The sequence below is a fragment of the Burkholderia sp. 22313 genome, assembly GCF_052045245.1.
Taxonomy (GTDB): Bacteria; Pseudomonadota; Gammaproteobacteria; order Burkholderiales; family Burkholderiaceae; genus Burkholderia.
Map to the genome: position 1 here is coordinate 50285 of NZ_JBQEON010000025.1, position 21856 is coordinate 72140.

Genomic DNA, 21856 nt, shown 5'->3' on the forward strand with positions numbered 1-21856 from the left:
GAGTCTATATTTCGGCGTGCAGACCCACGTGTCTACTGCACGGCGGCCGGCTGCATCGCATGCCGATCCGGCACCGCGCGACCGGTCTTCATCGTCTCAATCCGGAATCGAAGGACAACCGTCATGAACTGGAAGCTTTCCCTCTGCGCCGTCGCGGCGCTTGCGTGCGCGGCCGTCACGGCCCACGCGGAACAGACCACGCTGCGCTTCGGGATCGAAGCCGCCTATCCGCCGTTCGAGAGCAAGACGCCGGCCGGCCAGTTGCAGGGCTTCGACGTCGATGTCGGCAACGCTGTCTGCGCGAAGCTGAACATGAAGTGCGTGTGGGTCGAGAACGCGTTCGACGGGCTGATCCCGGCGTTGCAGGCGCGCAAGTTCGACGCGATCGATTCGGCGATGAACATCACCGCGAAGCGCAAGCAGAGCATCGACTTCACGCCGGCGATCTACGTCGTGCCGATCGTGATGGTCGCGCACCGCGGCTCGCCGCTGCGGCCCGACGTCGCGAGCCTGCGCGGCAAGCACGTCGGCGTGCTGCAGGGCTCGTCGCAGGAGGATTTCGTCAAGGCGCACTGGGCCAATGCAGGCGTGGCCGTCGTGTCCTATCAGGACCAGGACCAGATCTATGCCGATCTCGTCGCCGGGCGTCTGGACGCAGCCGTGCAGGAAGCGCAGACCGCTCAGGACGGTTTCCTCGACAAGCCGGCCGGCCGCGACTACCAGATCGTCGGCGAGCCGCTGCGGGATCCCGCGACGCTCGGCGAAGGCACCGGCTTCGGGATGCGCAAGGGCGACAAGGCGCTGCAGGCGAAGATCGTCGGCGCGCTCGACGCGCTGAAGAAGGACGGCACGCTGAGCGCGCTGTCGCAGAAGTACTTCAAGCGCGACATCGTCGCGAAGTAAGCCTGGCCGCGCGCCGGCCGCGGTGCCGGCACGCGTCGCACCGAATCTCGACGCAGTACGGGGAAGCATGGATTTCGACGTCATCGTTCTGGGGGCCGGCATCGTCGGCGTGTCGTCGGCGCTGCATCTGCAGGATCGCGGGTTGCGCGTCGCACTCGTCGACCGGCGCGCGCCCGGCGAGGAAACGAGTCACGGCAATGCCGGGCTGATCGAGCGCTCGTCGGTCGTGCCGTACGCGTTCCCGCGCCGGCTCGGCACGCTGCTGCGCTACGCGCGTAACCGCTCGGTCGATCTCTATTGGGATTACAAGGCATTGCCGGCGTATGCGGGCTGGCTTGCGCGCTTCTGGCGCGAATCGTCGCCGCAGCGGCTTGCGGCTGCCGCGCGCGACCTGCTGCCGCTCGTCGCGGCGAGCGTCGTCGAGCACGACGCGCTGCTCGCGCGCACCGACGCGCAACCGCTCGTGCACGATGGCGGATGGATCGAGGCGTTCCGTTCGCCCGCGCTGTTCGATGCGGAAACGCGCGCGCAGCAGCGGGTGGCCGACGCGCATGGATTGCGGATGAGCGTGCTCGACGCGCGCGCATTGCGCGAGCGCGAGCCGGGTATCGGCGCTGCATTCTGCGGCGCATTCCACTGGCAGGACCCGAAGACCGTGTCGAGCCCCGGCGGCCTCACGAAGGCCTACGCGCGGCTGTTCGAGCAAGACGGCGGCACGTTCGTGCACGGCGATGCGACGACGCTCGCGCAGGTCCGCGACGGTTGGCAGATCGATACCGAACACGGCCCGATGGCGGCTCGCTCGGCCGTGGTCGCGCTCGGGCCGTGGTCCGATCACGTGTTCGCGCCGCTTGGCTACCGGATTCCGCTGCGCGCGAAGCGCGGCTATCACATGCATTACCGGCCGACCCGTACGCCGCTGAACGTGCCCGTATGCGATACCGAGGCGGGCTTCGTCGTCGCGCCGATGGAGGGCGGCCGCCTGCGGCTCACGACCGGCGTCGAGATCGCGTTGCGCGGTGCGCCGCCGACCGGCGTGCAGCTCGCGCGGGCCGAGCCGCTGGCGCGCGACGCGTTCGGCATCGGCGAGCGGCTCGACCCGGCGCCGTGGCTCGGGATGCGGCCGTGCACGCCCGACATGCGGCCGGTGATCGGGCCTGCGCCGCGCCATCGTCATCTGTGGTTCGCGTTCGGTCATTGCCACCACGGGCTCACGCTCGGCCCGGCGACCGGGCGGTTGCTCGCCGAGATGATGACCGGCGCGCCGACCTATATCGATCCCCATCCGTACCGACCCGCGCGCTTCGGTTGAGCGCGTTGCGGCACGACGGCCGCCGCACGTGTGGCCGTCACAGTTTTTCATTCTGTTGTCCGCGTTATCGAAAACCGCACGATCTGAAATGATCTGCGTAATCGACCGGAAAGAAATCGCGAAACAGGAAAATCATAAAGAGCGATTTATCAATGCATTTTCATGGAAATGAAATGCGAATTTTCCGGCGCGCACCGGGCGAGCCGGCGACGCGCCGTCAGCGGCCCGTCTCGATGTGACCCTGGATGTACCGGAACACGTTACATCGGGCCTCGCAAACGTTACGTTACATCCGCGCTCAGCATGTCTTTCTTGTCGGAGGATTGCGGCGTCGCGACTCGCTTATTTCCCCGGAAATCCATAAAAAATCGTTATTGGCTTGCAATAGGCCAACGAATGAATCCGTTTTATCGGGGTGGCACACTTCGTGCAATCCGTCCCCATGCTTTATCAACGTATGCCAACCGAGATGGGGTAAAGATGGGACAAAATCTTAAATTGACGGGTGTGGCGCTGTCGGTCGTGACGGTGTTCGGGGTACTGGCTTCCGGTTCGGCGATCGCGGGGGCGCTCGATGCGCTGCCGATTCCGCAAGTCATCGTGAATCCGTCGACGAACGGCGTGTCGATCGGCCTGGCTGCGACCGGCACGTCGCCGCTGGGTTCGGTTACCGTGGCGGCGGGTGGGGCGGGCGCGATTCAGACGTCGTTCGGCAACCCGGCGCAGGCGTTGTCGGGCGCGGCGAACGCGCTGACGGGCGCGCTCGGCGGCGGTGGCGGCGCGGTGACGCCGCTCGCGCCCGTGCAAGGCGTGGTGAACCAGGTGACGGGTGCGCTCAGCGGCGGCAACCCGGCCGGTGCGCTGAATACGGCGACGGGGACGTTGAGCAATGCGGTTGGCACGGCAACGGGCGCACTGGGGAATGTCGGCGGCGGGGCGAACCCGCTGGCGCCGGTCCAGGGCGCCGTGAATGGCGTGACGGGTACGCTCGGTAGCGGCAACCCGGCGGCTGCGTTGACGGGGGCGCTCGGCACGGTCACGGGCGCGCTGGGCAACGTCGGTGCCGGCGGGAATCCGTTGGCGCCGGTGCAAGGTGTCGTGAACGGGGTGACGGGTACGCTGGGCAACGTCGGCGGCGGCGCGAATCCGCTGGCGCCGGTGCAAGGTGTCGTGAATCAAGTGACGGGCGCACTCGGCGGCGGCAATCCGGCGGGCGCGCTGACTGGCGCCCTCGGTACGGTGACGGGCGCGTTGGGCGGTGGCAACCCCGCTGGTGCACTGACCGGTGCGCTGAATACGGCGACGGGTACGCTGAGCAATGCAGTTGGCACGGCGGCGGGCGCATTGGGCAGCGTGGGCGGCGGTGCGAATCCGCTGGCGCCGATTCAGGGCGTGGTGAATCAAGTGACCGGCGCTCTCGGCACGGTGACGGGTGCGCTCGGCAACGCCGGTGCCGGTAACCCCGCCGGCGCCCTGACCGGCGCCCTCGGCACGGTCACGGGCGCCTTGGGCAACGCCGGCGGCACGACCCCGTTGGCGCCGATTCAGAACGTCGTCGACCAGGTCACGGGCACGCTCGGCAGCGGCAATCCGGCCGGTGCGCTGAGCAACGCGGTCAATACGATCACGGGCACGCTCGGCAACATCGGCGGTGCGTCGAACCCGCTGGCACCGGTGCAAGGCGCCGTCACGCAACTCGCCGGCACGCTCGGCGACGGCAACCCGGCCGGCGCCCTGACGAACGCGGTGAACTCGGTGACGGGTGCGCTCGGCAACCTCGGCGGCACGAATCCGCTGGCCCCGGTACAGGGCGTCGTGAACCAGGTCGTCGGCACGCTGTCGGGGGCCGGCGGCAGCCCGATCATGCCGATCACCAACCTCGTCAGTGGCTTGCAGAACGCGCTGCCGACGGGCGGCAACGCGGCCGGCGTACTCACCGGTGCGCTCGGTTCGGTGACGGGCGCGCTCGGTAATCTCGGCGGCTCGAATCCGCTCGCGCCGGTACAGGGCGTCGTGAACCAGGTCGTCAACACGCTCGGTGGCAGCAATCCGGCCGGCGCACTGAGCAACGCGGTCAGCTCGGTGACGGGCGCGCTCGGTAACCTCGGCGGGACGAACCCGCTGGCGCCGGTGCAAGGTGTCGTGAACCAGGTGGTCGGTACGCTCGGCGGCAGCAATCCGGCCGGCGCCCTGACGAACGCGGTGAACTCGGTGACGGGCGCGCTCGGCAACCTCGGCGGCACGAACCCGCTGGCACCGGTACAGGGTGTCGTGAATCAGGTCGTCGGCACGCTGTCCGGCGCGGGCGGCAGCAGCCCGATCGCACCGATCACGAACCTCGTCAGCGGCCTGACCGGCGGCGGCAACCCGGCCGGCGCACTCACCGGTGCGCTCGGTTCGGTAACGGGCGCCCTCGGGAACGGTCCGGCTGCCCTCGGGCAGGCGGCCGGGGCGCTGTCGGGCGCGGCCGGTTCGACGGCCGCAGCGGGCGGCAGCCTGCTCGGCTCGGGCGCAGGCGCGGCCGGCAGCACGGCTGGGGCAGTCGGGTCGCTGGCGTCGACGGGCGGCAATGCGACGGCGACGGTCGTCAATGCGGTCGGCACGACGCTGGTCTCGGCGCTGGGTTCCACGCCGAGCCTGTCGGTCACGCCGCACTCGGGCAGCAACTCGGCGAACAACCCGCTCGCGCCGGTGTCGACGCTGCTCCAGGCGGTCACGGGCGCATTGCCGAAGTAACCGGCCAGCGCGTGGCGGCGGCGCCTCGCCTGCCGCCACGCAACGGGTCGCACGACGCGGCATGACAGCAATGTCATGCCGCGTTTTTTCTTGGGGTTGCCGATGCGCGGCGTCGGAAGGCTGGCGGTGCGCGGCCGCCGCCTGCCATCGCGGGGCCGTATGGAATAACCGGACGGGCCCGTCCGTTTACATACCGAGTCGCGGCGCAACCGCACAGCGGGATAATGGTCATGACGAAGTCGACGTCCCGTCCGGCCGCGCCGCGATGCCACGCCAAGGAGAACGGGAATGAAGACGATGCTGCTCGCCGTCGCGCTGACGGCCATGATTGCGCGGCCCGCAGCCGCGGAACCTCCACAGGCCGGCGACGGGAAACTGGTCGACGAAGATCATATGACGCTGTACGTGTTCGATCACGACGCGCCGGGCAAGAGCACCTGCAGCGGCACGTGCGCGGCCAACTGGCCGCCGGCGCTCGCCGACGGCTACGACAAGGCGTCCGGCGCACTGAGCATCGTCGCGCGTGACGACGGCAAGAAGCAATGGGCGTATCACGGCCGTCCGCTGTATCGCTGGAAGATGGACCGCAAGGCCGGCGACGCGGGCGGCGACGGGATCGGCGGGATGTGGCACGTCGCGCGCCCCTGATCGACTGACGGCGTCACGGACCGACGGACTGACGGCGCGGCGACGCGCGAGGCATCCGGATGAGCTACGAATCGGATCTGCTGGTGTGGCTGCCGCATCTCACCCGGTATGCGCGCGCGCTGACGGGCGACCGGGCCTGGGCGGACGATCTCGTGCAGGACACGCTCGAGCGCGCGTTGAACCGGCCGCCGCGCGATGGCGGCAACCTGCGCGCGTGGCTGCTGACGCTGCTGCGCCACCGCTTCATCGACCAGTTGCGCGCGCGGCGCGAGATCGCGGTCGACGATGCGACCGCGCCCTGGCAGACGATGGCCGCGCCGGCCGACGAGATGGGCGGCCTGATGTTGCGCGACGTGCAGCGTGCGCTGTACCGGCTGCCGGTCGAGCAGCGCGAGGTGCTGTTGCTGGTCGCGCTCGAGGAGTTGAGCTACCGGGACGCCGCACAGGTGCTCGGTGTGCCGGTGGGGACGGTGATGTCGCGGCTGTCGAGAGCGCGTGAACAGATGCGTGCGCTGCTGTCCGGCGAGCCGCCTGCGCACGGCGCGGCTGCATTAAGAGTGATCGGGAAGACATGATGGACGATCCGCACAAACCTTCGAACGATCGGGACGACGGAGCCGATGCATCGGCCCAACTGCTGTCGGCGTTGCTCGACGGCGAGCTCTCCGGGGACGAGCGCCGCGAGGTGCTCGAACGGTTGCAGGCCGATCCGCGCGAAGCCGACCGGTTTGCGCATTACGGTGCGCAGCGCGACGCACTGCACGCGCTGTTCCCGCTGCCGGCCGCCGCCCCGGCGCTGTTCGTGCAGCGGCGCGCGTCGCGCCGTCGCGTGCTCGCGTATGGGTGCGCGGGGCTGGCGGCCGGGCTCGTGATCGGCATTGCGCTGCATGCGGGCTGGACGACGTTCGGCGTCGAGCCGGCCTTCGCCGCGCGCGCGGATGTCGCGTATGCCCTGTACACGGCCGATCGGGACCATCCCGTCGAAATCGCTGCGAGCGATCCGGCGCGCCTGTCCGGATGGTTGTCTGTCCGTCTCGGGCGCTCCGTGCGCGCACCTTCGTTAGACGAATACGGCTATGCGCTGCTGGGCGGCCGGCTGCTGCCGGGCGACGCGGGGCCGGCCGCGCAACTGATGTACCAGCGTGCGGACGGCGCGCGCGTGACGCTGTACATGACGGCCTACGATGCGCGCAGCCTCGCGCCGCAGGCGATGTCGGCCGACGGTCGCTACACGTATTTCTGGTCGGATCGCGGCATGGGTTTTGCGCTGTCAGGCCGTGGCGACGAACGCCGGCTGCGCGAACTGGCGATCGAAGCATGCGGCGCGCTCGGCGGCCCGACGGACGCATGGAAGGGATGACGCGCGCGACCTCGGCAGGGAGTGCAAAATGAATGCGAAGGCGGCAAGGGTGGTGGCGGCGATGGTGCTCGCGGCAGGCGCCGGGCTCGCGCAAGCGGACGGCGGCGTCCCGGTGCGCGTGCCGGTCGACGCCGACGGCGTGCAGCGGGTGACGATCGTCGGCGGCAGCTATTTCTTTCGACCGAGCCATGTGATCGTCCGCGCGCAGGCGCCGGTCGAACTGACCGTCTCGGTCGAACCGGGCATCGTGCCGCACAGTTTCGAAATCGACGCGCCGCAGGCCGGCATCGCGGTGCACACGGAACTGAGCACGACGCCGAAGACGTTTCGCTTCACGCCGACGGCGCCCGGCCGCTTCGCCTACTATTGCACGCATCGGCTGCTGTTCTTGCGCAGCCATCGCGAGCGCGGCATGGAAGGCGTGCTCGACGTCGAGGCGGCGCCATGATTGCCGCATTGCTGGCCGCGAGCCTGATAGGAGCGAGCATGACAGCCGACCCCGTGACCGTCGCGCAGGCGCATTTCGACCAGGTCCACTCGTACCGTGCGACGATCCGCTCGTCGGCGCGCAGCGGCGAGCACACCGAATTCCACTATGCGTACCTGAAACCCGGTTTCGTCCGGATGGACTTCGTGTCGCCGCATCATGGCGCGGTGCTCGCATACGATCCCGGTGACGGCAAGGTCCGGCTGCGCCCGTTCGGCGAGCATGTGCTGCCCGCACTGACGATGTCGCCGTCCAATCCGCTGTTGCGCGACCGCAGCGGCCATCGTGTCGACCGGTCGGACATCGGCGTGCTGCTGCGCAACGTGCATGCGCTGCAGCAGGGCGGCGCGACGGTGACGGAAGGCGAGGAAACCATCGGCGGCCGGACCACGCTGCGGGTATCGGTGACGGGCGCGCCCGCGCACGTGGTCCACGGCGTGCATCGCTACCGGCTGTGGCTGGACACCGAGGACGGCTTTCCGCTGAAGGTCGTCAGCTTCGCGGACGACGACGGCGCGCCGCTCGAAACCGTGACGCTCGACGACGTCGAGATCGATATCGCGTTTCCCGCACGGTTTTTCGCGCCCTGACCCTGCTTCCCGACCCCGCTTCCCGATCCCCTTTCCCGATCCCGATTCGTGCCGGAGGCTGCATGGCGGAATACCGGTTTTCGACGACGTGGCGCGTGGATGCGCCGCTCGCGGTGGTCTGGGACGCGATCTACCAGGTCGACCGCTGGCCCGACTGGTGGAAGGGCGCCGTGCGGACCGTCGCGATCGAGCCGGGCGACGCGCGCGGCGTCGGCGCGCTGCAGCGATATACGTGGAAGGGCGCGTTGCCGTACCGGCTGACCTTCGACATGCGCGTGCTGCGCGTCGAGCGGCCGCATGTGCTCGAAGGCCGCGCGAGCGGCGCGATCGAGGGCGACGGCCGCTGGTCGTTCGCCGGCGACGGCACGCGCACCGTCGTGCGCTACGACTGGCACATCCGCACGCGCGAGCGCTGGATGAACTGGCTGGAGCCGATTGCACGGCCGTTCTTCATCTGGAATCACGACGTCGTGATGCGCGAGGGCGCGAAAGGGCTCGCGCGCCTGCTCGGCGCGAAGGTCGAGACCGACGGCCGAACGTTCCAGCCGGTTGCGGGTTGCCCCGACATGTGAGGCGCCGGCGGCCGGCATTTGCGTGCCGCCTGGCGCCCGAGCAGGCTTTTTGAAGGGGGGCCGGACGGCGGCGGGAACTCGCTGCTTACCCCGTGTCAAAACGAAGCGATGGCGGGGATAACCCGTATCGAGGCCCTTCCTGGTGGGTTGGATTGTTATCTATCGTATTGTTTCAAAAGGATTTTATTGGTTTTCTCGGCGTTTTTCCGTCGCCCGGCGGCGGATGAAAAAACCTCCGGCTCCCCTTCTTGAATTTGTCAAAACCCGTCCATATAATTAGCACTCGCTGCACGAGAGTGCTAACAATTCTCTGCCGGGCGATCCGCCGGGCAGATTCCCTAAGCGTTCTTCAATCTCAGTCAAGAGAGGAGTGAATATGAACCTTCGTCCTTTGCACGATCGCGTGATCGTCAAGCGCCTGGATCAGGAAACCAAGACCGCCTCGGGCATCGTGATCCCCGAAGCTGCTGCTGAGAAGCCGGATCAAGGCGAGATCCTCGCGGTCGGCCCGGGCAAGCGCGACGACAAGGGCGCGCCGATCGCGCTCGACGTGAAGGTCGGCGATCGCGTGCTGTTCGGCAAGTACGCTGGCCAGACCGTCAAGGTCGACGGCCAGGAGCTGCTGGTCATGCGCGAAGAAGACATCATGGCCGTGGTCAACGCGAAGTAAGCGTCCACTGACGGCACATATTCCCAAGAATTCAAGGAGTTAGAAGATGGCAGCTAAAGACGTCGTATTCGGCGATTCCGCCCGTTCGAAGATGGTCGAAGGCGTGAACATTCTCGCCAACGCAGTCAAGGTCACGCTGGGTCCGAAGGGCCGCAACGTCGTGCTCGAGCGCAGCTTCGGCGGCCCGACGGTCACCAAGGACGGTGTGTCGGTCGCGAAGGAAATCGAGCTGAAGGACAAGCTCCAGAACATGGGCGCGCAAATGGTCAAGGAAGTGGCTTCCAAGACCAGCGACAACGCAGGCGACGGCACGACGACGGCAACCGTCCTCGCGCAATCGATCGTTCGCGAAGGCATGAAGTACGTCGCATCGGGCATGAACCCGATGGACCTGAAGCGCGGCATCGACAAGGCAGTCGCGGCGGCTGTCGAAGAGCTGAAGAAGATCAGCAAGCCGTGCACGACGAACAAGGAAATCGCACAGGTCGGCTCGATCTCGGCGAACAGCGACTCGTCGATCGGCGATCGCATCGCTGAAGCGATGGACAAGGTCGGCAAGGAAGGCGTGATCACCGTCGAAGACGGCAAGTCGCTGGCTGACGAACTCGACGTCGTCGAAGGCATGCAGTTCGACCGCGGCTACCTGTCGCCGTACTTCATCAACAACCCGGACAAGCAAGTCGCCGTCCTCGACAACCCGTTCGTGCTGCTGCACGACAAGAAGGTGTCGAACATCCGTGATCTGCTGCCGGTACTCGAGCAAGTCGCGAAGGCTGGCCGTCCGCTGCTGATCATCGCTGAAGACGTCGAAGGCGAAGCGCTCGCAACGCTGGTCGTCAACAACATCCGCGGCATCCTGAAGACCGTTGCGGTCAAGGCGCCGGGCTTCGGCGATCGCCGCAAGGCCATGCTGGAAGACATCGCGATCCTGACCGGCGGTCAAGTCGTCGCGGAAGAAACCGGCCTGACGCTCGAGAAGGCAACGCTGGCAGAGCTGGGCCAGGCGAAGCGTATCGAAGTGGGCAAGGAAAACACGACGATCATCGACGGCGCAGGCGAAGCCGTGAACATCGAAGCGCGCGTCAAGCAAGTTCGCACGCAAATCGAAGAAGCGACGTCGGACTACGACCGTGAAAAGCTGCAAGAGCGCGTGGCCAAGCTGGCCGGCGGCGTGGCAGTGATCAAGGTCGGTGCTGCGACCGAAGTCGAAATGAAGGAAAAGAAGGCACGTGTCGAAGACGCACTGCACGCAACGCGCGCAGCTGTGGAAGAAGGCATCGTGGCAGGCGGCGGCGTTGCGCTGATCCGCGCTCGCACCGCGATCGCGGGCCTGACCGGCCTGAACGCTGACCAGAACGCCGGCATCAAGATCGTGCTGCGCGCGATGGAAGAGCCGCTGCGCCAGATCGTCACGAACGGTGGCGAAGAAGCCAGCGTCGTCGTGGCGGCAGTGGCTGCAGGCAAGGGCAACTACGGCTACAACGCAGCAACGGGCGAGTACGTCGACATGGTTGAAGCCGGCGTCGTCGACCCGACCAAGGTCACGCGCACCGCACTGCAGAACGCAGCTTCGGTTGCTGGCCTGCTGCTGACGACGGACGCAGCTGTCGCAGAACTGCCGAAGGAAGATGCACCGATGCCGGGCGGCATGCCGGGTGGCATGGGCGGCATGGGCATGGACATGTAATCGACTTCGGTCGATGGTGTCCGGAACGCGCAGCGATGCGCGTTCCAGCCAAAAGAAAAGACCCGCAGCGATGCGGGTCTTTTTTTATGTGCGCGCGAAAAGGGGCGGCGCGCCGCCCCGAAGCGATCATGCGTGGCGTACAACGGCGGCGTCTGGCCGCCGTGCATGCATCAATGCCGGTGCGACGTCCTCGGCACCAGATCGGCCTTCACGGCCGGCGGCGTGTCTGCATCGTCATTGCTGCGCGCCCAGAAGAACCGGTCGGGCAGGTGCGCGCCCATGCCGGGCCGGAACGCGTCGCGCACGGCCTGATACAGGTATTCCTGCGCTTCGCGCACGGCTTCCGGCGGTTCCTGGCCGTTCGCGAGCAGGGCGGCGATCGCCGCGCCGAGCGTGTCGGTGATGCCCATCAGCCGGTGCGGCGAGCGATCCCACATGTCTTCGCGGAGCTGGCCTTCCTCGCCGTACAACGTGTTGACGAGCCGATGCGAGCCCGTCTCCGACGACAGGATGTACTCGCAGCCCTGCGACAGCAGGTGCGACACGGCCGCGTCGAGATTCGGCGCCTCGGCGTCGCCGTCCGGCTGCGCGAGCGCGATCAGCGTCGCGTGGTCGGCAACGAGCAGCGTCGTCTGCGGTGCGAGGAGGTCGGCGATCGATTCGCGCAGGTCGTCGGCGGCAAGCACGTGCTCGTCGTCGAGCGTGAAGTCCGGGGCGAGCACGAGCGGCACGCCGTCGTAGTCGGCGACCACTTCGGCGATCGCGCTCACGACTTCCGCGCGCGTCGCCGCGCCGATCTTGAACGCGGCGACCGGCATGTCCTCGAGCAGCATGCGCGCCTGGGCGGCGACGACATCGGGATCGAGGCCGGTCACTTCGTCGCAGGCGGCCGAGTCGCGCACGGTATAGCCCGTCAGGACGGACACGCCGTGACAGCCCATGCTCGCCAGGGTCATCAGATCGGCTTGGAGGCCGGAGCCGCCGGTGGGATCGGACAGGCCGAAGGTGAGGACGATCGGAGGGGCGTTGCTGGACATGTAAGAATGGGGCAAGAAAAAAACGGGGAAGCGACGGAACTGCGGACGGCGAGGCGAAATGGGCCTTTTTTTGCCCTGTGTTGCCCGGCAGGCCGCACTTTCCAGCCATTATGCGGCGGAATCCCGCCCGCACGACGGATTTTTTAGCGCAACGCAACGTAGTCGCCGTACTCCAGCGCGATTGCTAGGCAGTCCGGCCCCGACACGGTACCATCATGGCTCCCGAATTTACCGACTTTCCCGACGCGGCTTAAGATGGAATACAAGAGCTGGATGTGCCTGATTTGTGGCTGGATTTATGACGAAGAAGCCGGGCTGCCCGAAGAGGGCATCGCCCCGGGCACGCGCTGGGAAGACGTCCCGATCAACTGGACGTGCCCCGAATGCGGTGCTCGCAAGGAAGACTTCGAGATGGTCCAGATCTGACCGGACCTTCGGCCCACGGACACTCCGCTCAGGCCTCGCGGTTGCCCGGCGCTTGCGCGCCGCGGCGGGCGCGAGCGACTTGACGATGACAGGCGCGCGTGTCCATGACGTCCGATCCGGCGAACATTCCCCTCCCTGACGCACTGCCCAACCCGCGCGGCGGCGCCGTGCGCGCGGCCGACGCGTGGCTTGCGGCCGCTGCCGAGGCATTCGAGCGTCGCGACGACGCGGCCGCGCCGCTGTCGGCCGCCGCCGCCGTGCTGGCGGAGGCCGGCTGGCTGCCGGCCGCCCGCTTTGCCGGGCAACTGGCCGCCGCGGCGCCGCTCGCCGTCGCTGACGCGGCTTCGGCCGCGTGGCACCTAGCGCTCGGCGATTTCCGCGCGGCGGTCGGGCGTCACAATCTGCGCGAGCTGGCCTGCTCGCGGGTTCTGCTCGAACACTTCCGTACGCTGCGCGCGCAAAGCGCGGCGGACCTGCACGCGAGCGTGCCGCCCGACGTGCTGGCGCTCGTCGGGCGCGCGACGCCGCCGGCGACGCTGCGCGCGTTGCCCGATGCGTTCGCGAGCCGGGCGCGGGCCCGCTACGAGCAGGCGCTGCTCGGCGTGCTGCGCACGCCGTCCGGCTCGCCGGACGCGGCACTCGACGAGCTCGATACGACCCTGACCGCACTGGCCGACGGCGCGCCGTACGACTACTGGCGACTCGCCGCCGCGTGCCTGCGCGCGCTGCGCGCCAGCGCCGCACCCGAACTGAAGCGCTTTCTCGCACGGACCAACCTGCTGCTCGGCGAGCACGCGCAAGGCCGGCGCCACGCGCCGCCCGAGCTCGTGCGCGAGACGGTTGCGCTGTTGTGGCGCGATTTCGCGCTGTTCGGCGCGGCCGCCGAGGATGTCGCGCTCGTCGACGTGCTGCACGACTACGGGCTGACCGTGGACTGGCACGTCGCGGGCACGCCCGCGTCCGAGGCGTTGTGGGAGGCCGACGCCGCGCGCGCCGAGCATGCCGCCGTCGCGACGGCACCGACCCGCATGCTCGGCGTCGTGACCGTCAACGCGCACGCGTACGAGGATTTCCTGCAGACGGCCGACGCGTCGATGGCGGATCTCGCCGTCGATCCGGCCACGGCCGATGCGGGGGCCGCATGGCGTGCGTCCGCCGCCGCGTATCGGGTCGGGACCGCCGCTTGCGCGCTCGGGCTCGGTCACGCGGCGCTCCTGGCCGACACGCTCGGGCTCGCGTGGCGCCGCGCCGCGCACGGCGCGCCGCTCGCCGGCGGCGGGCGCGACGCACATGGTCGTGCGTCCGACATGCTGCGCGCGGCGCTGCTGAAGATCGCCGCCGGCGTGGCGCCGCCGGACCTGACCGCGGCGTCCGAAGCGCTCGGCGCGGCACTCGGCCGGACCTGACGCGCAACCGGGCGCATACGCGGCGGCGGCCCTTGCCGCGAGGGCCGGCAACACGCTGCCGGCAGCGCCCGCGCGCGTGTTAGAGTGCCATGTGATCCGCGCGCGTCGTTGCCAGCGTCGTGCGGCGTTGCTTGTTGATCGCGGCCCGGTCAGGTCGCGGCGTCTTTGCTAAAATTCAAACCATGTCAAAGCCTTCCGATCGCATCAATCTCACCAACCAGTTCCTGATCGCCATGCCGAACATGGCCGATCCGACGTTTTCGGGAACGGTGGTCTATCTTTGCGATCACAGCGAGCGCGGTGCGCTCGGCCTCGTCATCAATCGTCCTACCGACATCGACCTCGAATCGCTGTTCAACCGCATCGACCTGAAGCTCGACATCGAGCCGCTGCTGCACATTCCCGTGTACTTCGGCGGCCCGGTCCAGACCGAGCGCGGCTTCGTGCTGCACGAGCCGGTCGAGGGCGCGAACTACAACTCGTCGATGTCGGTCGAGGGCGGGCTCGAGATGACGACGTCGAAGGACGTGCTCGAGGCGGTCGCGACGGGCACCGGCCCGAAACGCTTCCTGCTGACGCTCGGCCATGCCGGCTGGGGCGCCGGGCAACTCGAGGAAGAAATCTCCCGCAACGGTTGGCTGACGGTCGCCGCCGATCCGCGCATCGTGTTCGACACGCCGGCCGAGGAGCGCTTCGAAGCCGCGCTCGGCCTGCTCGGCGTCAGCTCGTCGATGCTGTCCGGCGAAGCAGGGCACGCATGAGCGGCGCGAGCGCGCGCGATGCGACGCTCCTGGCGTTCGACTACGGCGAGAAACGGATCGGGGTCGCGATCGGCAATGCGCTGACGCGCTCGGCCCGCGCCCTCGTCGTGATTCCCAACCTGAACCGCGAGCACCGCTTCAACGCGGTCGGCGAACTGCTGGCCGAATGGCGGCCGGACGCGCTCGTCGTCGGCCTGCCGATGCATCCGGACGGCACGCCGCACGAGATGACGCAACAGGCGAAGCGCTTCGGCAACCAGTTGAACGGCCGTTTCGGGTTGCCCGTCACGTGGGTCGACGAACGCTATTCGTCGGTCGAGGCCGAGGCCGGGCTGCGCGAGCGCAACGTGCGCGGCCGCGCCCGCGCCGAGATACTCGATGCCGAGGCCGCGCGCGTGATCCTTCAACAGTATCTCGATCAATTGTCCGACCATGAGCCCCATTGACGCCGACGCGCTCTACCGCGTCCTGCTCGACCAGATCCGCGACGCCTACGGCACGGCCTTCGCCGAGCCCGGCGGCCCGCGGCTCGCCGGCATTTACAGCGGCGGTGCCTGGCTCGCCGAGCGCCTCGCGCGCGATCTCGGCGCGCCGGCGTTCGGCGTCGTGAACGTCGCGCTGCATCGCGACGACTACGCGAAAAAGGGGCTGCACAGCCAGGCGAGCCCGACGTCGCTGCCGTTCGAGGTCGACGGCGCGCGCATCGTGCTCGTCGACGACGTGCTGTACACCGGCCGCACCGTGCGCGCCGCGCTCAACGAGCTGTTCGACTACGGCCGTCCGGCCGCGGTCGAGCTCGCGGTGCTCGCCGATCGCGGCGGCCGCGAACTGCCGGTCGCCGCGCGCTTCGCGGGCGGCACGCTCGACGTGCCGGCCGATGCGACGCTCGTGCTCGCGCGCGACGAAGCCGCGCAGCTCACGCTGCATATCGAGGCCCACAGCGCGGCGCGCGGCGCCTGAGCGAAACGCGAAACCGAAACCGTATCCCGGGCCGCCGGTTCGTGCCGCGGCCCGTTTGCATAGTTGGAATCACGCACACCATGACCACCGACACCACTGGCCGCACCGGCAATCCCGCGGCGGCCGCGAGCCCCGAGCGGTTCCGCTACGGTTTCCTGAAGGGCAACCCGCAGCTCACGAAAAACGGCGAGCTGAAACACCTGCTGTCGATCGAGGGCCTGCCGCGCTCGATCGTCAACCACATCCTCGATACGGCCGAGCAGTTCGTCAGCGTGACGGACCGCGAGGTGAAGAAGGTGCCGCTGCTGCGCGGCAAGTCGGTGTTCAACCTGTTCTTCGAGAACTCGACGCGCACGCGCACGACCTTCGAGATCGCCGCGACGCGCCTGTCGGCCGACGTGCTGAACCTGAACATCAATGCGTCGTCGACGAGCAAGGGCGAGTCGCTGCTCGACACGATCAACAACCTGTCGGCGATGCATGCCGACCTGTTCGTCGTGCGCCACGCATCGAGCGGCGCGCCGTACCTGATCGCCGAGCACTGCGCGCCGCACGTGCACGTGATCAACGCCGGCGACGGCCGTCATGCGCACCCGACGCAGGGCCTGCTCGACATGTACACGATCCGCCACTACAAGCGCGACTTCACGAAGCTGCGCGTGGCGATCGTCGGCGACATCCTGCATTCGCGCGTCGCGCGCTCGGACATCCACGCGCTCACCACGCTCGGCGTGCCGGAAGTGCGCGCGATCGGCCCGCGCACGCTGCTGCCGGGCGGTCTCGAGCAGATGGGCGTGAAGGTGTTCCACAACCTCGACGAAGGGTTGAAGGGCGTCGACGTGATCATCATGCTGCGGCTGCAGAACGAGCGGATGAGCGGCGCGCTGCTGCCGTCCGCGCAGGAATATTTCAAGACCTGGGGCCTGACGCCCGAGCGCCTCGCGCTCGCCGCGCCCGACGCGATCGTGATGCACCCCGGCCCGATGAACCGCGGCGTCGAGATCGACTCGCAGGTCGCCGACGGTCCGCAATCGGTGATCCTCAACCAGGTCACGTTCGGCATCGCCGTGCGGATGGCCGTGATGGGCATCGTCGCCGGCAACAGCGACTGAGCCTGCTTTCGCGCATCCTTATCCCGGCATTCAACGCAATCAACGCATTCACAGACAGCGCATGAAGATTCATATCCAAGGCGGCACGCTGATCGACCCGGTCGCCGGCACCGAACGGCAGGCCGATGTATTCGTCGCGGACGGCAAGATCGCCGCGCTCGCGCCGGCCGGTACGGCGCCGGCCGGTTTCAACGCGGACCAGACGATCGACGCGTCGGGCCTGATCGTCGCGCCCGGTCTCGTCGACCTGTGCGCGCGGCTGCGCGAGCCCGGCTACGAGCACAAGGCGACGCTCGCGTCCGAGATGGCCGCGGCCGTCGCGGGCGGCGTCACGACCCTCGTGTGCCCGCCGGACACCGACCCCGTGCTCGACGAGCCGGGCCTCGTCGAGATGCTCAAGTTCCGCGCGCGCAACCTGCACCAGGCGAACGTGCATCCGCTCGGCGCGCTCACCGTCGGCCTGAAGGGCGAAGTGATCACCGAGATGGTCGCGCTGACCGAATCGGGCTGCGTCGGCTTCACGCACGCGAACGTGCCGGTGCGCGACACGCAGGTGCTGCTGCGCGCGCTGCAGTACGCGAGCACCTACGGCTACACGACGTGGCTGCGTCCGCTCGACGCGTTCATCGGCCGCGGCGGCGTGGCCGCGAGCGGCCCGCTCGCGTCGCGGCTCGGGTTGTCCGGCGTGCCGGTCGCGGCCGAGACGATCGCGCTGCACACGATCTTCGAACTGATGCGCGTGACGGGCGCGCGCGTGCACCTTGCACGCCTGTCGTCGGCGGCCGGCCTCGCGCTCGTGCGTGAAGCGAAGGCCGAGGGGCTGCCCGTGACGTGCGACGTCGGCGTGAATCACCTGCATCTGATCGACGTCGACATCGGCTACTTCGATTCGCAGTTCCGGCTCGATCCGCCGCTGCGCAGCGAGCGCGATCGCGAGGCGATCCGCGTGGCGCTCGCCGACGGCACGATCGATGCGATCTGTTCCGATCACACGCCCGTCGACGACGACGAGAAGCTGCTGCCGTTCGCCGAAGCGACACCCGGTGCGACGGGGCTCGAACTGCTGCTGTCGCTGACGGTGAAGTGGGCCGATGAAACGAACACGCCGCTCGCGCACGCGCTGCGCCGCATCACGGCCGCGCCGGCCGACGTGCTGCAGTTGCCGGCAGGCCGCCTGGCCGAAGGCGGCGCGGCCGACCTGTGCGTGTTCGACCCGCGCGCGCACTGGCGCGTCGAGCCGCGCGCGCTGAAGAGCCAGGGCCATAACTCGCCGTTCCTCGGCTACGAACTGCCGGCCTGCGTGCGCGCGACGCTCGTGGCCGGGCAGGTCGCGTTCGAGCGCCACTGAACCACGCCGGATCCTCGTCATGATCGCTCTTCGCAAGCTGCGTCTCGTCTTTCACCTGCTGCGCGGCATGGCGATCGTCGCGCTGCGCTTTTCGCATGTCACGCCCGCGCGCCGCGCCGAGATGACGCGCCGCTGGACGCTCAAGATGCTGCGGATCTGCGGGATGCGTCTCGTCGTGCACAACGACGGCGCGCGGCTTGACGCGAGCGCGCTCGTGGTCGGCAATCACGTGTCCTGGCTCGACATCTACGCGGTCAACGCATGGCGGCCGACGCCGTTCGTGTCGAAGGCCGAAGTGCGGCAGTGGCCGGTGGTCGGCTGGCTCGCCGAGAAGCTCGATACCGTGTTCCTGCAGCGCGAGAAGCGCACTGAGGCGATGCGGATCATGCACGAGATGGCCGAGCGCCTGCGCAACGGCGGGCTGATGTGCGTGTTTCCGGAAGGCACGACGTCCGATGGGCAGGGGTTGCTGCCGTTCCATGCGAACCTGTTTCAGGCCGCGGTGTCGGCCGGTTGCCCGGTGCAGCCGATCTGCCTGATGTACGAGGATGCGCAGCGGCGGCAGTCGGTCGCGCCGGCCTATACCGGCGAGTTGTCGCTCGGCATGTCGCTCGACATGGTGTTGCGCGGTGGTCCGCTCGTCGCGCACCTGTACGTGTGCGAGCCGATCGCGCCGGGCGGTGACCGGCGCACGACGTCGGCGGCCGCGCGCGACGCGATCGCGGCCGCGCTCGAGGCGATGCAGGCGAAAGTCGGCAAGCCGTCGCCCGACGCGTTGGCCGAACTCGAGCGGCACGCGTATCCGGCGACCGAGGTCGGTGCCGCAGCCGCGGGCGACGCGGCGGCCGAGGAGCCGGTGCCGGGGCGGGAGGGGTGATGTTTCATTTCGTCCGCGCGCGTTGCGTGCGGGCTATTCGCCGCCCGGCGTGCGGCCCGCTTCGCACTGCACCTGCGTGACCGTGCGCTGGGACGGATCGGCCGTCAGGCGCACGGCCGACAACTGATTTCCCCATACGCATCCCGAATCGAGCGCGACCACGTTGTCGCGCAGCATCAGGCCGAGCGCGGCCCAGTGGCCGAACACGAGCGTCACGTCTTCCGTGCGGCGGCCCGGCACGTCGAACCACGGCAGGTAGCCCGGCGGCGCGCTGTCGGGGCCGCCGTTCGCCTTGAACTCCATCGCGCCGTCGGGCGTGCAGAAACGCAGGCGCGTGAACGCGTTGAACGCGACGCGCATCCGGTCGCGTTTTTTCAGGTTCGGATTCCATTGATTCGGTTCGTTGCCGTATAGGTGCTGCAATGTTTCGCGCCAATCCGGCGCGCGCAGCGCGCGTTGCAGTTCGTCGGCGAGTTCGAGCGCGAGCGTGGTGTCCCATTGCGGCAGTACGCCCGCGTGGACGAGCAGCATGCCGTGTTCGAAGTGCGCGAACGGGCGGTGGCGGACCCAGTCGAGCAGTGCTTCGGCGTCGGGGGCGTCGACGATTTCGCCGATGGTGTCGCCCGGGCGTTCGGTGCGGATGCCCGCTGAAACCGCGAGCAGGTGGAGGTCGTGATTGCCGAGAACGACCGTCGCGCGCGGGCCGAGGTCGACGAGCGCGCGCAGTGCGGCGAGGGAATCGGGGCCGCGGTTGACGACGTCGCCGGCGATCCAGAGCGGGGTGTCAGCCGGAGCTGAAAGCTTTTCGAGCAATGACTGGAAAGCTAAATGACAGCCTTGGATGTCGCCGATGGCAATGGGAGGAGGGGGCATGGGTTCGTGGGCGTTCACGGTTAAGCGTACGGTAGCAAAAGTCCGGCCAAAATGGGGCCGCGCGGAAAATTACATCCGACACTAATAGGTCGGCCATGCACTTGTTCCTGCGGGCGATACGCGTGGGCGGCGCTGTTTCAAGTTGTTAGCAGCATGGCTTTTGGGTCCGGCCGCTTCTTATAATTGTCGGTTTCCGCGTGAAAATTACCATCAGATGACTCTGGCGGACATGGCGACCGGGTAAAATGCCGGGCCTGAGGCGACTCGGGGAGATGTTGCCCTTGCGGGCGTGGCAATGTTCAAGGTGTGCTTGTCCTGTACTCGTCGGGACGCCACATAATCCGATTCGTGTGGTCTTGCCTGACCCATTGGCTGCTGTCGTACCGGGCCAGGCGTGGACTCGTTGACGTGCCGGGTGCTCTGACATGGTCGACGATTCTGTCTTGCGCCCCTATTCCTTCATTTTTAAAAGCTTGCATGCTGACCCTTTCACTTGCGGACCTAAAGAAAAGCATCACGGCGTGGCGGTTGTGGACCCTGCTCGGCTGGCTTGAAATTCGGCAACGCTATGCGCGTTCGCGCCTGGGGCCGTTCTGGCTCACGATCAGTATGGGTGTAATGATCTCGTCGCTCGGCGTTGTCTATGGCACGTTGTTCGGGCAGAAGATCAACGAATATCTGCCGTTTCTTGCTGCCAGCATCGTGCTGTGGGGCTTGTTTTCGACGACCATCGTGGAAGGCAGCACCGCGTATATCAGCAGCGCACCTTACATTCGGCAAATGGCCACGCCGAAACTGATCTATATCCTGCAGGTTGTGTGGCGAAATCTGATCGTCCTTGCCCACAACTTCGTGATCGTCATCGCGCTGCTGGCGATCTACGGCGTGAAGAGTTGGGAGACGTTGCCGGTGTTCATTCCGGCACTGCTGGTGTATGTCCTGAACGCCACATGGATCGCGATGGTGGTCGGCCTGCTGTCGGCGCGTTTTCGCGATCTGCCTCAGATCGTGAGCGCATTGCTCCAGGTTGCGTTCTACGTGACACCGATCATTTTTCGCCCCGATGCGCTGAATCGCTTCTCTTTCATTGTCGAGTGGAATCCGCTCGCGTATCTGATCGACCTCGTGCGCGGCCCGTTGATCGGGCAAATGCCCAGCGAATTGACCTGGGGTGTGACGGTCGGCATGGCTGCGATCGGGTGGCCCCTCGCCATGTTGATGACTGGGCGTTATCTGAAGCGCATTCCGTACTGGGTCTGAGAGAGACGATATGGCGTTTATCGAATTGCAGAGCGTAACGCTCGATTTGCCGATCTTCGACGTGCAGGGGCGCTCGCTCAAGAAGCAGGTGCTCAACATGGGGCGTCGCAACAGGATCGCCGAGGGCAACGACGGCGTGATCGTCGTGCGGGCGCTCGACGACGTGAGTTTTCGTTTTGAGCGTGGCGATCGCGTTGGTCTGATTGGACACAACGGGGCGGGGAAATCGACATTGCTCCGTGCGATGGCGGGCATCTATCCGCCGTCGTCGGGCCAGTTGTTGCGTGAAGGAAAAGTGGTGCCGCTCCTCGATATCGGCCTCGGCATGGACGAGAACTCGACCGGCATGCAGAACATTCGGCTTAGAGGCCTATTGCTCGGCATGTCTGAGGCGGAGATTCGTGTGAAGCAGCGCGAAATCGCTGACTTCTGCGAACTCGGCGATTATCTGGACCTGCCGATTCGTACGTACTCCAGCGGGATGAAGGTGCGGCTTGCGTTCGCAGTGTCGACAGCGGTCGATGCCGAAATCCTGCTGCTCGACGAAGTGATGGGAGTCGGTGACGCATCGTTCATGCACAAGGCTGAAGCGCGACTGGCCGATTTGCATAGTCGGGCGGAAATCGTTGTGCTCGCGATGCACTCGAACTCAGAAATCCGCAAAGTGTGCAACAAGGTGCTTTGGATGGAACGCGGCCGTGTACGCGCTTTCGGGCCGACGGAAGATGTCGTGGCGGCTTATGAGGCGACAACGGCCTGACACATGGCGGTGGAGGGCCGGCACGTACGTGTTCGGAAGTGCCGGCAATACCTGCTACATGTGACGCCGAA

The 21856-nt window shown here is 67.5% G+C and carries 23 protein-coding genes; 21 read left to right on the top strand and 2 right to left on the bottom strand.

The genetic code is table 11. The features are described from left to right. Positions 1-123: 123 nt before the first annotated feature. The 11 genes from ACTJKF_RS20615 (at position 124) to groL (ending at position 10965) form a co-directional block, all read left to right on the top strand. The gene (locus tag ACTJKF_RS20615) at positions 124-903 is read left to right on the top strand and encodes an ABC transporter substrate-binding protein (RefSeq protein WP_440625611.1); all 780 of its coding nucleotides are present in this window, start codon (positions 124-126) and stop codon (positions 901-903) included. Positions 904-970: 67 nt separating this feature from the next. Next, a complete protein-coding gene (locus ACTJKF_RS20620) occupies positions 971-2215 on the top strand; it encodes an NAD(P)/FAD-dependent oxidoreductase (protein WP_440625612.1) in 1245 nt (414 codons plus the stop codon). A gap of 480 nt (positions 2216-2695) precedes the next feature. Next, positions 2696-4951 (top strand): beta strand repeat-containing protein, encoded by a 2256-nt coding sequence (locus tag ACTJKF_RS20625; protein WP_440625613.1) that lies wholly within the window; start codon positions 2696-2698, stop codon positions 4949-4951. Positions 4952-5239: 288 nt separating this feature from the next. Next, the gene (locus ACTJKF_RS20630; RefSeq protein WP_440625614.1) at positions 5240-5599 is read left to right on the top strand and encodes a COG4315 family predicted lipoprotein; all 360 of its coding nucleotides are present in this window, start codon (positions 5240-5242) and stop codon (positions 5597-5599) included. A gap of 59 nt (positions 5600-5658) precedes the next feature. Then, positions 5659-6174: a sigma-70 family RNA polymerase sigma factor gene (locus tag ACTJKF_RS20635; protein ID WP_440625616.1), complete on the top strand. Its 516-nt coding sequence runs from the start codon at positions 5659-5661 to the stop codon at positions 6172-6174. Next, the gene (locus ACTJKF_RS20640) at positions 6171-6959 is read left to right on the top strand and encodes an anti-sigma factor family protein (RefSeq protein ID WP_440625618.1); all 789 of its coding nucleotides are present in this window, start codon (positions 6171-6173) and stop codon (positions 6957-6959) included. The genes ACTJKF_RS20635 and ACTJKF_RS20640 overlap by 4 nt, the downstream gene beginning before the upstream one ends. Positions 6960-6987: 28 nt before the next feature. After that, entirely contained in the window at positions 6988-7407 is a 420-nt protein-coding gene (locus tag ACTJKF_RS20645) for a quinol oxidase (RefSeq protein WP_440625619.1), read from the top strand. Then, positions 7404-8036 (top strand): LolA family protein, encoded by a 633-nt coding sequence (locus ACTJKF_RS20650; RefSeq protein ID WP_440625621.1) that lies wholly within the window; start codon positions 7404-7406, stop codon positions 8034-8036. The genes ACTJKF_RS20645 and ACTJKF_RS20650 overlap by 4 nt, the downstream gene beginning before the upstream one ends. A gap of 62 nt (positions 8037-8098) precedes the next feature. Next, complete coding sequence (locus ACTJKF_RS20655) at positions 8099-8608, top strand: SRPBCC family protein (RefSeq protein ID WP_440625623.1); 510 nt, start codon at positions 8099-8101, stop codon at positions 8606-8608. Between the two features lie 376 nt (positions 8609-8984). Further along, complete coding sequence (locus ACTJKF_RS20660; RefSeq protein ID WP_011544732.1) at positions 8985-9278, top strand: co-chaperone GroES; 294 nt, start codon at positions 8985-8987, stop codon at positions 9276-9278. Between the two features lie 46 nt (positions 9279-9324). Beyond that, on the top strand, positions 9325-10965 hold the full coding sequence (groL, locus tag ACTJKF_RS20665) for a chaperonin GroEL (protein WP_098549580.1): 1641 nt from the start codon (positions 9325-9327) through the stop codon (positions 10963-10965). A gap of 170 nt (positions 10966-11135) precedes the next feature. Here the strand turns inward: groL and thiD are convergent, their stop codons facing one another. Further along, entirely contained in the window at positions 11136-12002 is an 867-nt protein-coding gene (thiD, locus tag ACTJKF_RS20670) for a bifunctional hydroxymethylpyrimidine kinase/phosphomethylpyrimidine kinase (protein ID WP_440625625.1), read from the bottom strand. 255 nt (positions 12003-12257) lie between these two features. Between thiD and ACTJKF_RS20675 the strand changes: the two genes are divergently transcribed. The 8 genes from ACTJKF_RS20675 to ACTJKF_RS20710 all read left to right on the top strand — a co-directional run bounded on the left by ACTJKF_RS20675 (position 12258) and on the right by ACTJKF_RS20710 (position 18892). Beyond that, positions 12258-12428, top strand: a complete 171-nt coding sequence (locus tag ACTJKF_RS20675; RefSeq protein WP_004186709.1) for a rubredoxin — start codon at positions 12258-12260, stop codon at positions 12426-12428. Positions 12429-12532: 104 nt separating this feature from the next. Beyond that, a complete protein-coding gene (locus tag ACTJKF_RS20680) occupies positions 12533-13834 on the top strand; it encodes a hypothetical protein (protein ID WP_440625628.1) in 1302 nt (433 codons plus the stop codon). Positions 13835-14016: 182 nt separating this feature from the next. Further along, on the top strand, positions 14017-14595 hold the full coding sequence (locus tag ACTJKF_RS20685; RefSeq protein WP_006751106.1) for a YqgE/AlgH family protein: 579 nt from the start codon (positions 14017-14019) through the stop codon (positions 14593-14595). After that, positions 14592-15041 carry a Holliday junction resolvase RuvX gene (ruvX, locus tag ACTJKF_RS20690; RefSeq protein WP_440625630.1) on the top strand — a complete coding sequence of 150 codons (450 nt, stop codon included), beginning with the start codon at positions 14592-14594 and terminating at the stop codon, positions 15039-15041. Before ACTJKF_RS20685 ends, ruvX begins: the two co-directional genes overlap by 4 nt. Further along, on the top strand, positions 15028-15555 hold the full coding sequence (pyrR, locus tag ACTJKF_RS20695; RefSeq protein ID WP_440625632.1) for a bifunctional pyr operon transcriptional regulator/uracil phosphoribosyltransferase PyrR: 528 nt from the start codon (positions 15028-15030) through the stop codon (positions 15553-15555). Before ruvX ends, pyrR begins: the two co-directional genes overlap by 14 nt. 80 nt (positions 15556-15635) lie before the next feature. Next, positions 15636-16667 carry an aspartate carbamoyltransferase catalytic subunit gene (locus ACTJKF_RS20700; protein ID WP_044846292.1) on the top strand — a complete coding sequence of 344 codons (1032 nt, stop codon included), beginning with the start codon at positions 15636-15638 and terminating at the stop codon, positions 16665-16667. Between the two features lie 61 nt (positions 16668-16728). Beyond that, positions 16729-18015, top strand: coding sequence for a dihydroorotase (locus ACTJKF_RS20705; protein ID WP_440625634.1), 1287 nt, complete (start codon positions 16729-16731; stop codon positions 18013-18015). A 19-nt stretch (positions 18016-18034) separates the two neighbouring features. Continuing rightward, the gene (locus ACTJKF_RS20710) at positions 18035-18892 is read left to right on the top strand and encodes a lysophospholipid acyltransferase family protein (RefSeq protein WP_440625635.1); all 858 of its coding nucleotides are present in this window, start codon (positions 18035-18037) and stop codon (positions 18890-18892) included. Positions 18893-18925: 33 nt separating this feature from the next. Here ACTJKF_RS20710 and ACTJKF_RS20715 read toward each other — a convergent pair whose 3' ends face one another. Then, the gene (locus ACTJKF_RS20715; protein WP_440625637.1) at positions 18926-19765 is read right to left on the bottom strand and encodes a symmetrical bis(5'-nucleosyl)-tetraphosphatase; all 840 of its coding nucleotides are present in this window, start codon (positions 19763-19765) and stop codon (positions 18926-18928) included. A gap of 477 nt (positions 19766-20242) precedes the next feature. On the opposite strand from ACTJKF_RS20715, the gene ACTJKF_RS20720 reads away from it, so the two are divergent. Together ACTJKF_RS20720 and ACTJKF_RS20725 are read left to right on the top strand one after the other, a co-directional pair. Then, a complete protein-coding gene (locus ACTJKF_RS20720; protein ID WP_440625638.1) occupies positions 20243-21025 on the top strand; it encodes an ABC transporter permease in 783 nt (260 codons plus the stop codon). 10 nt (positions 21026-21035) lie between these two features. Then, positions 21036-21785, top strand: a complete 750-nt coding sequence (locus ACTJKF_RS20725) for an ABC transporter ATP-binding protein (protein WP_440625640.1) — start codon at positions 21036-21038, stop codon at positions 21783-21785. The last annotated feature ends 71 nt before the right edge of the window (positions 21786-21856 follow it).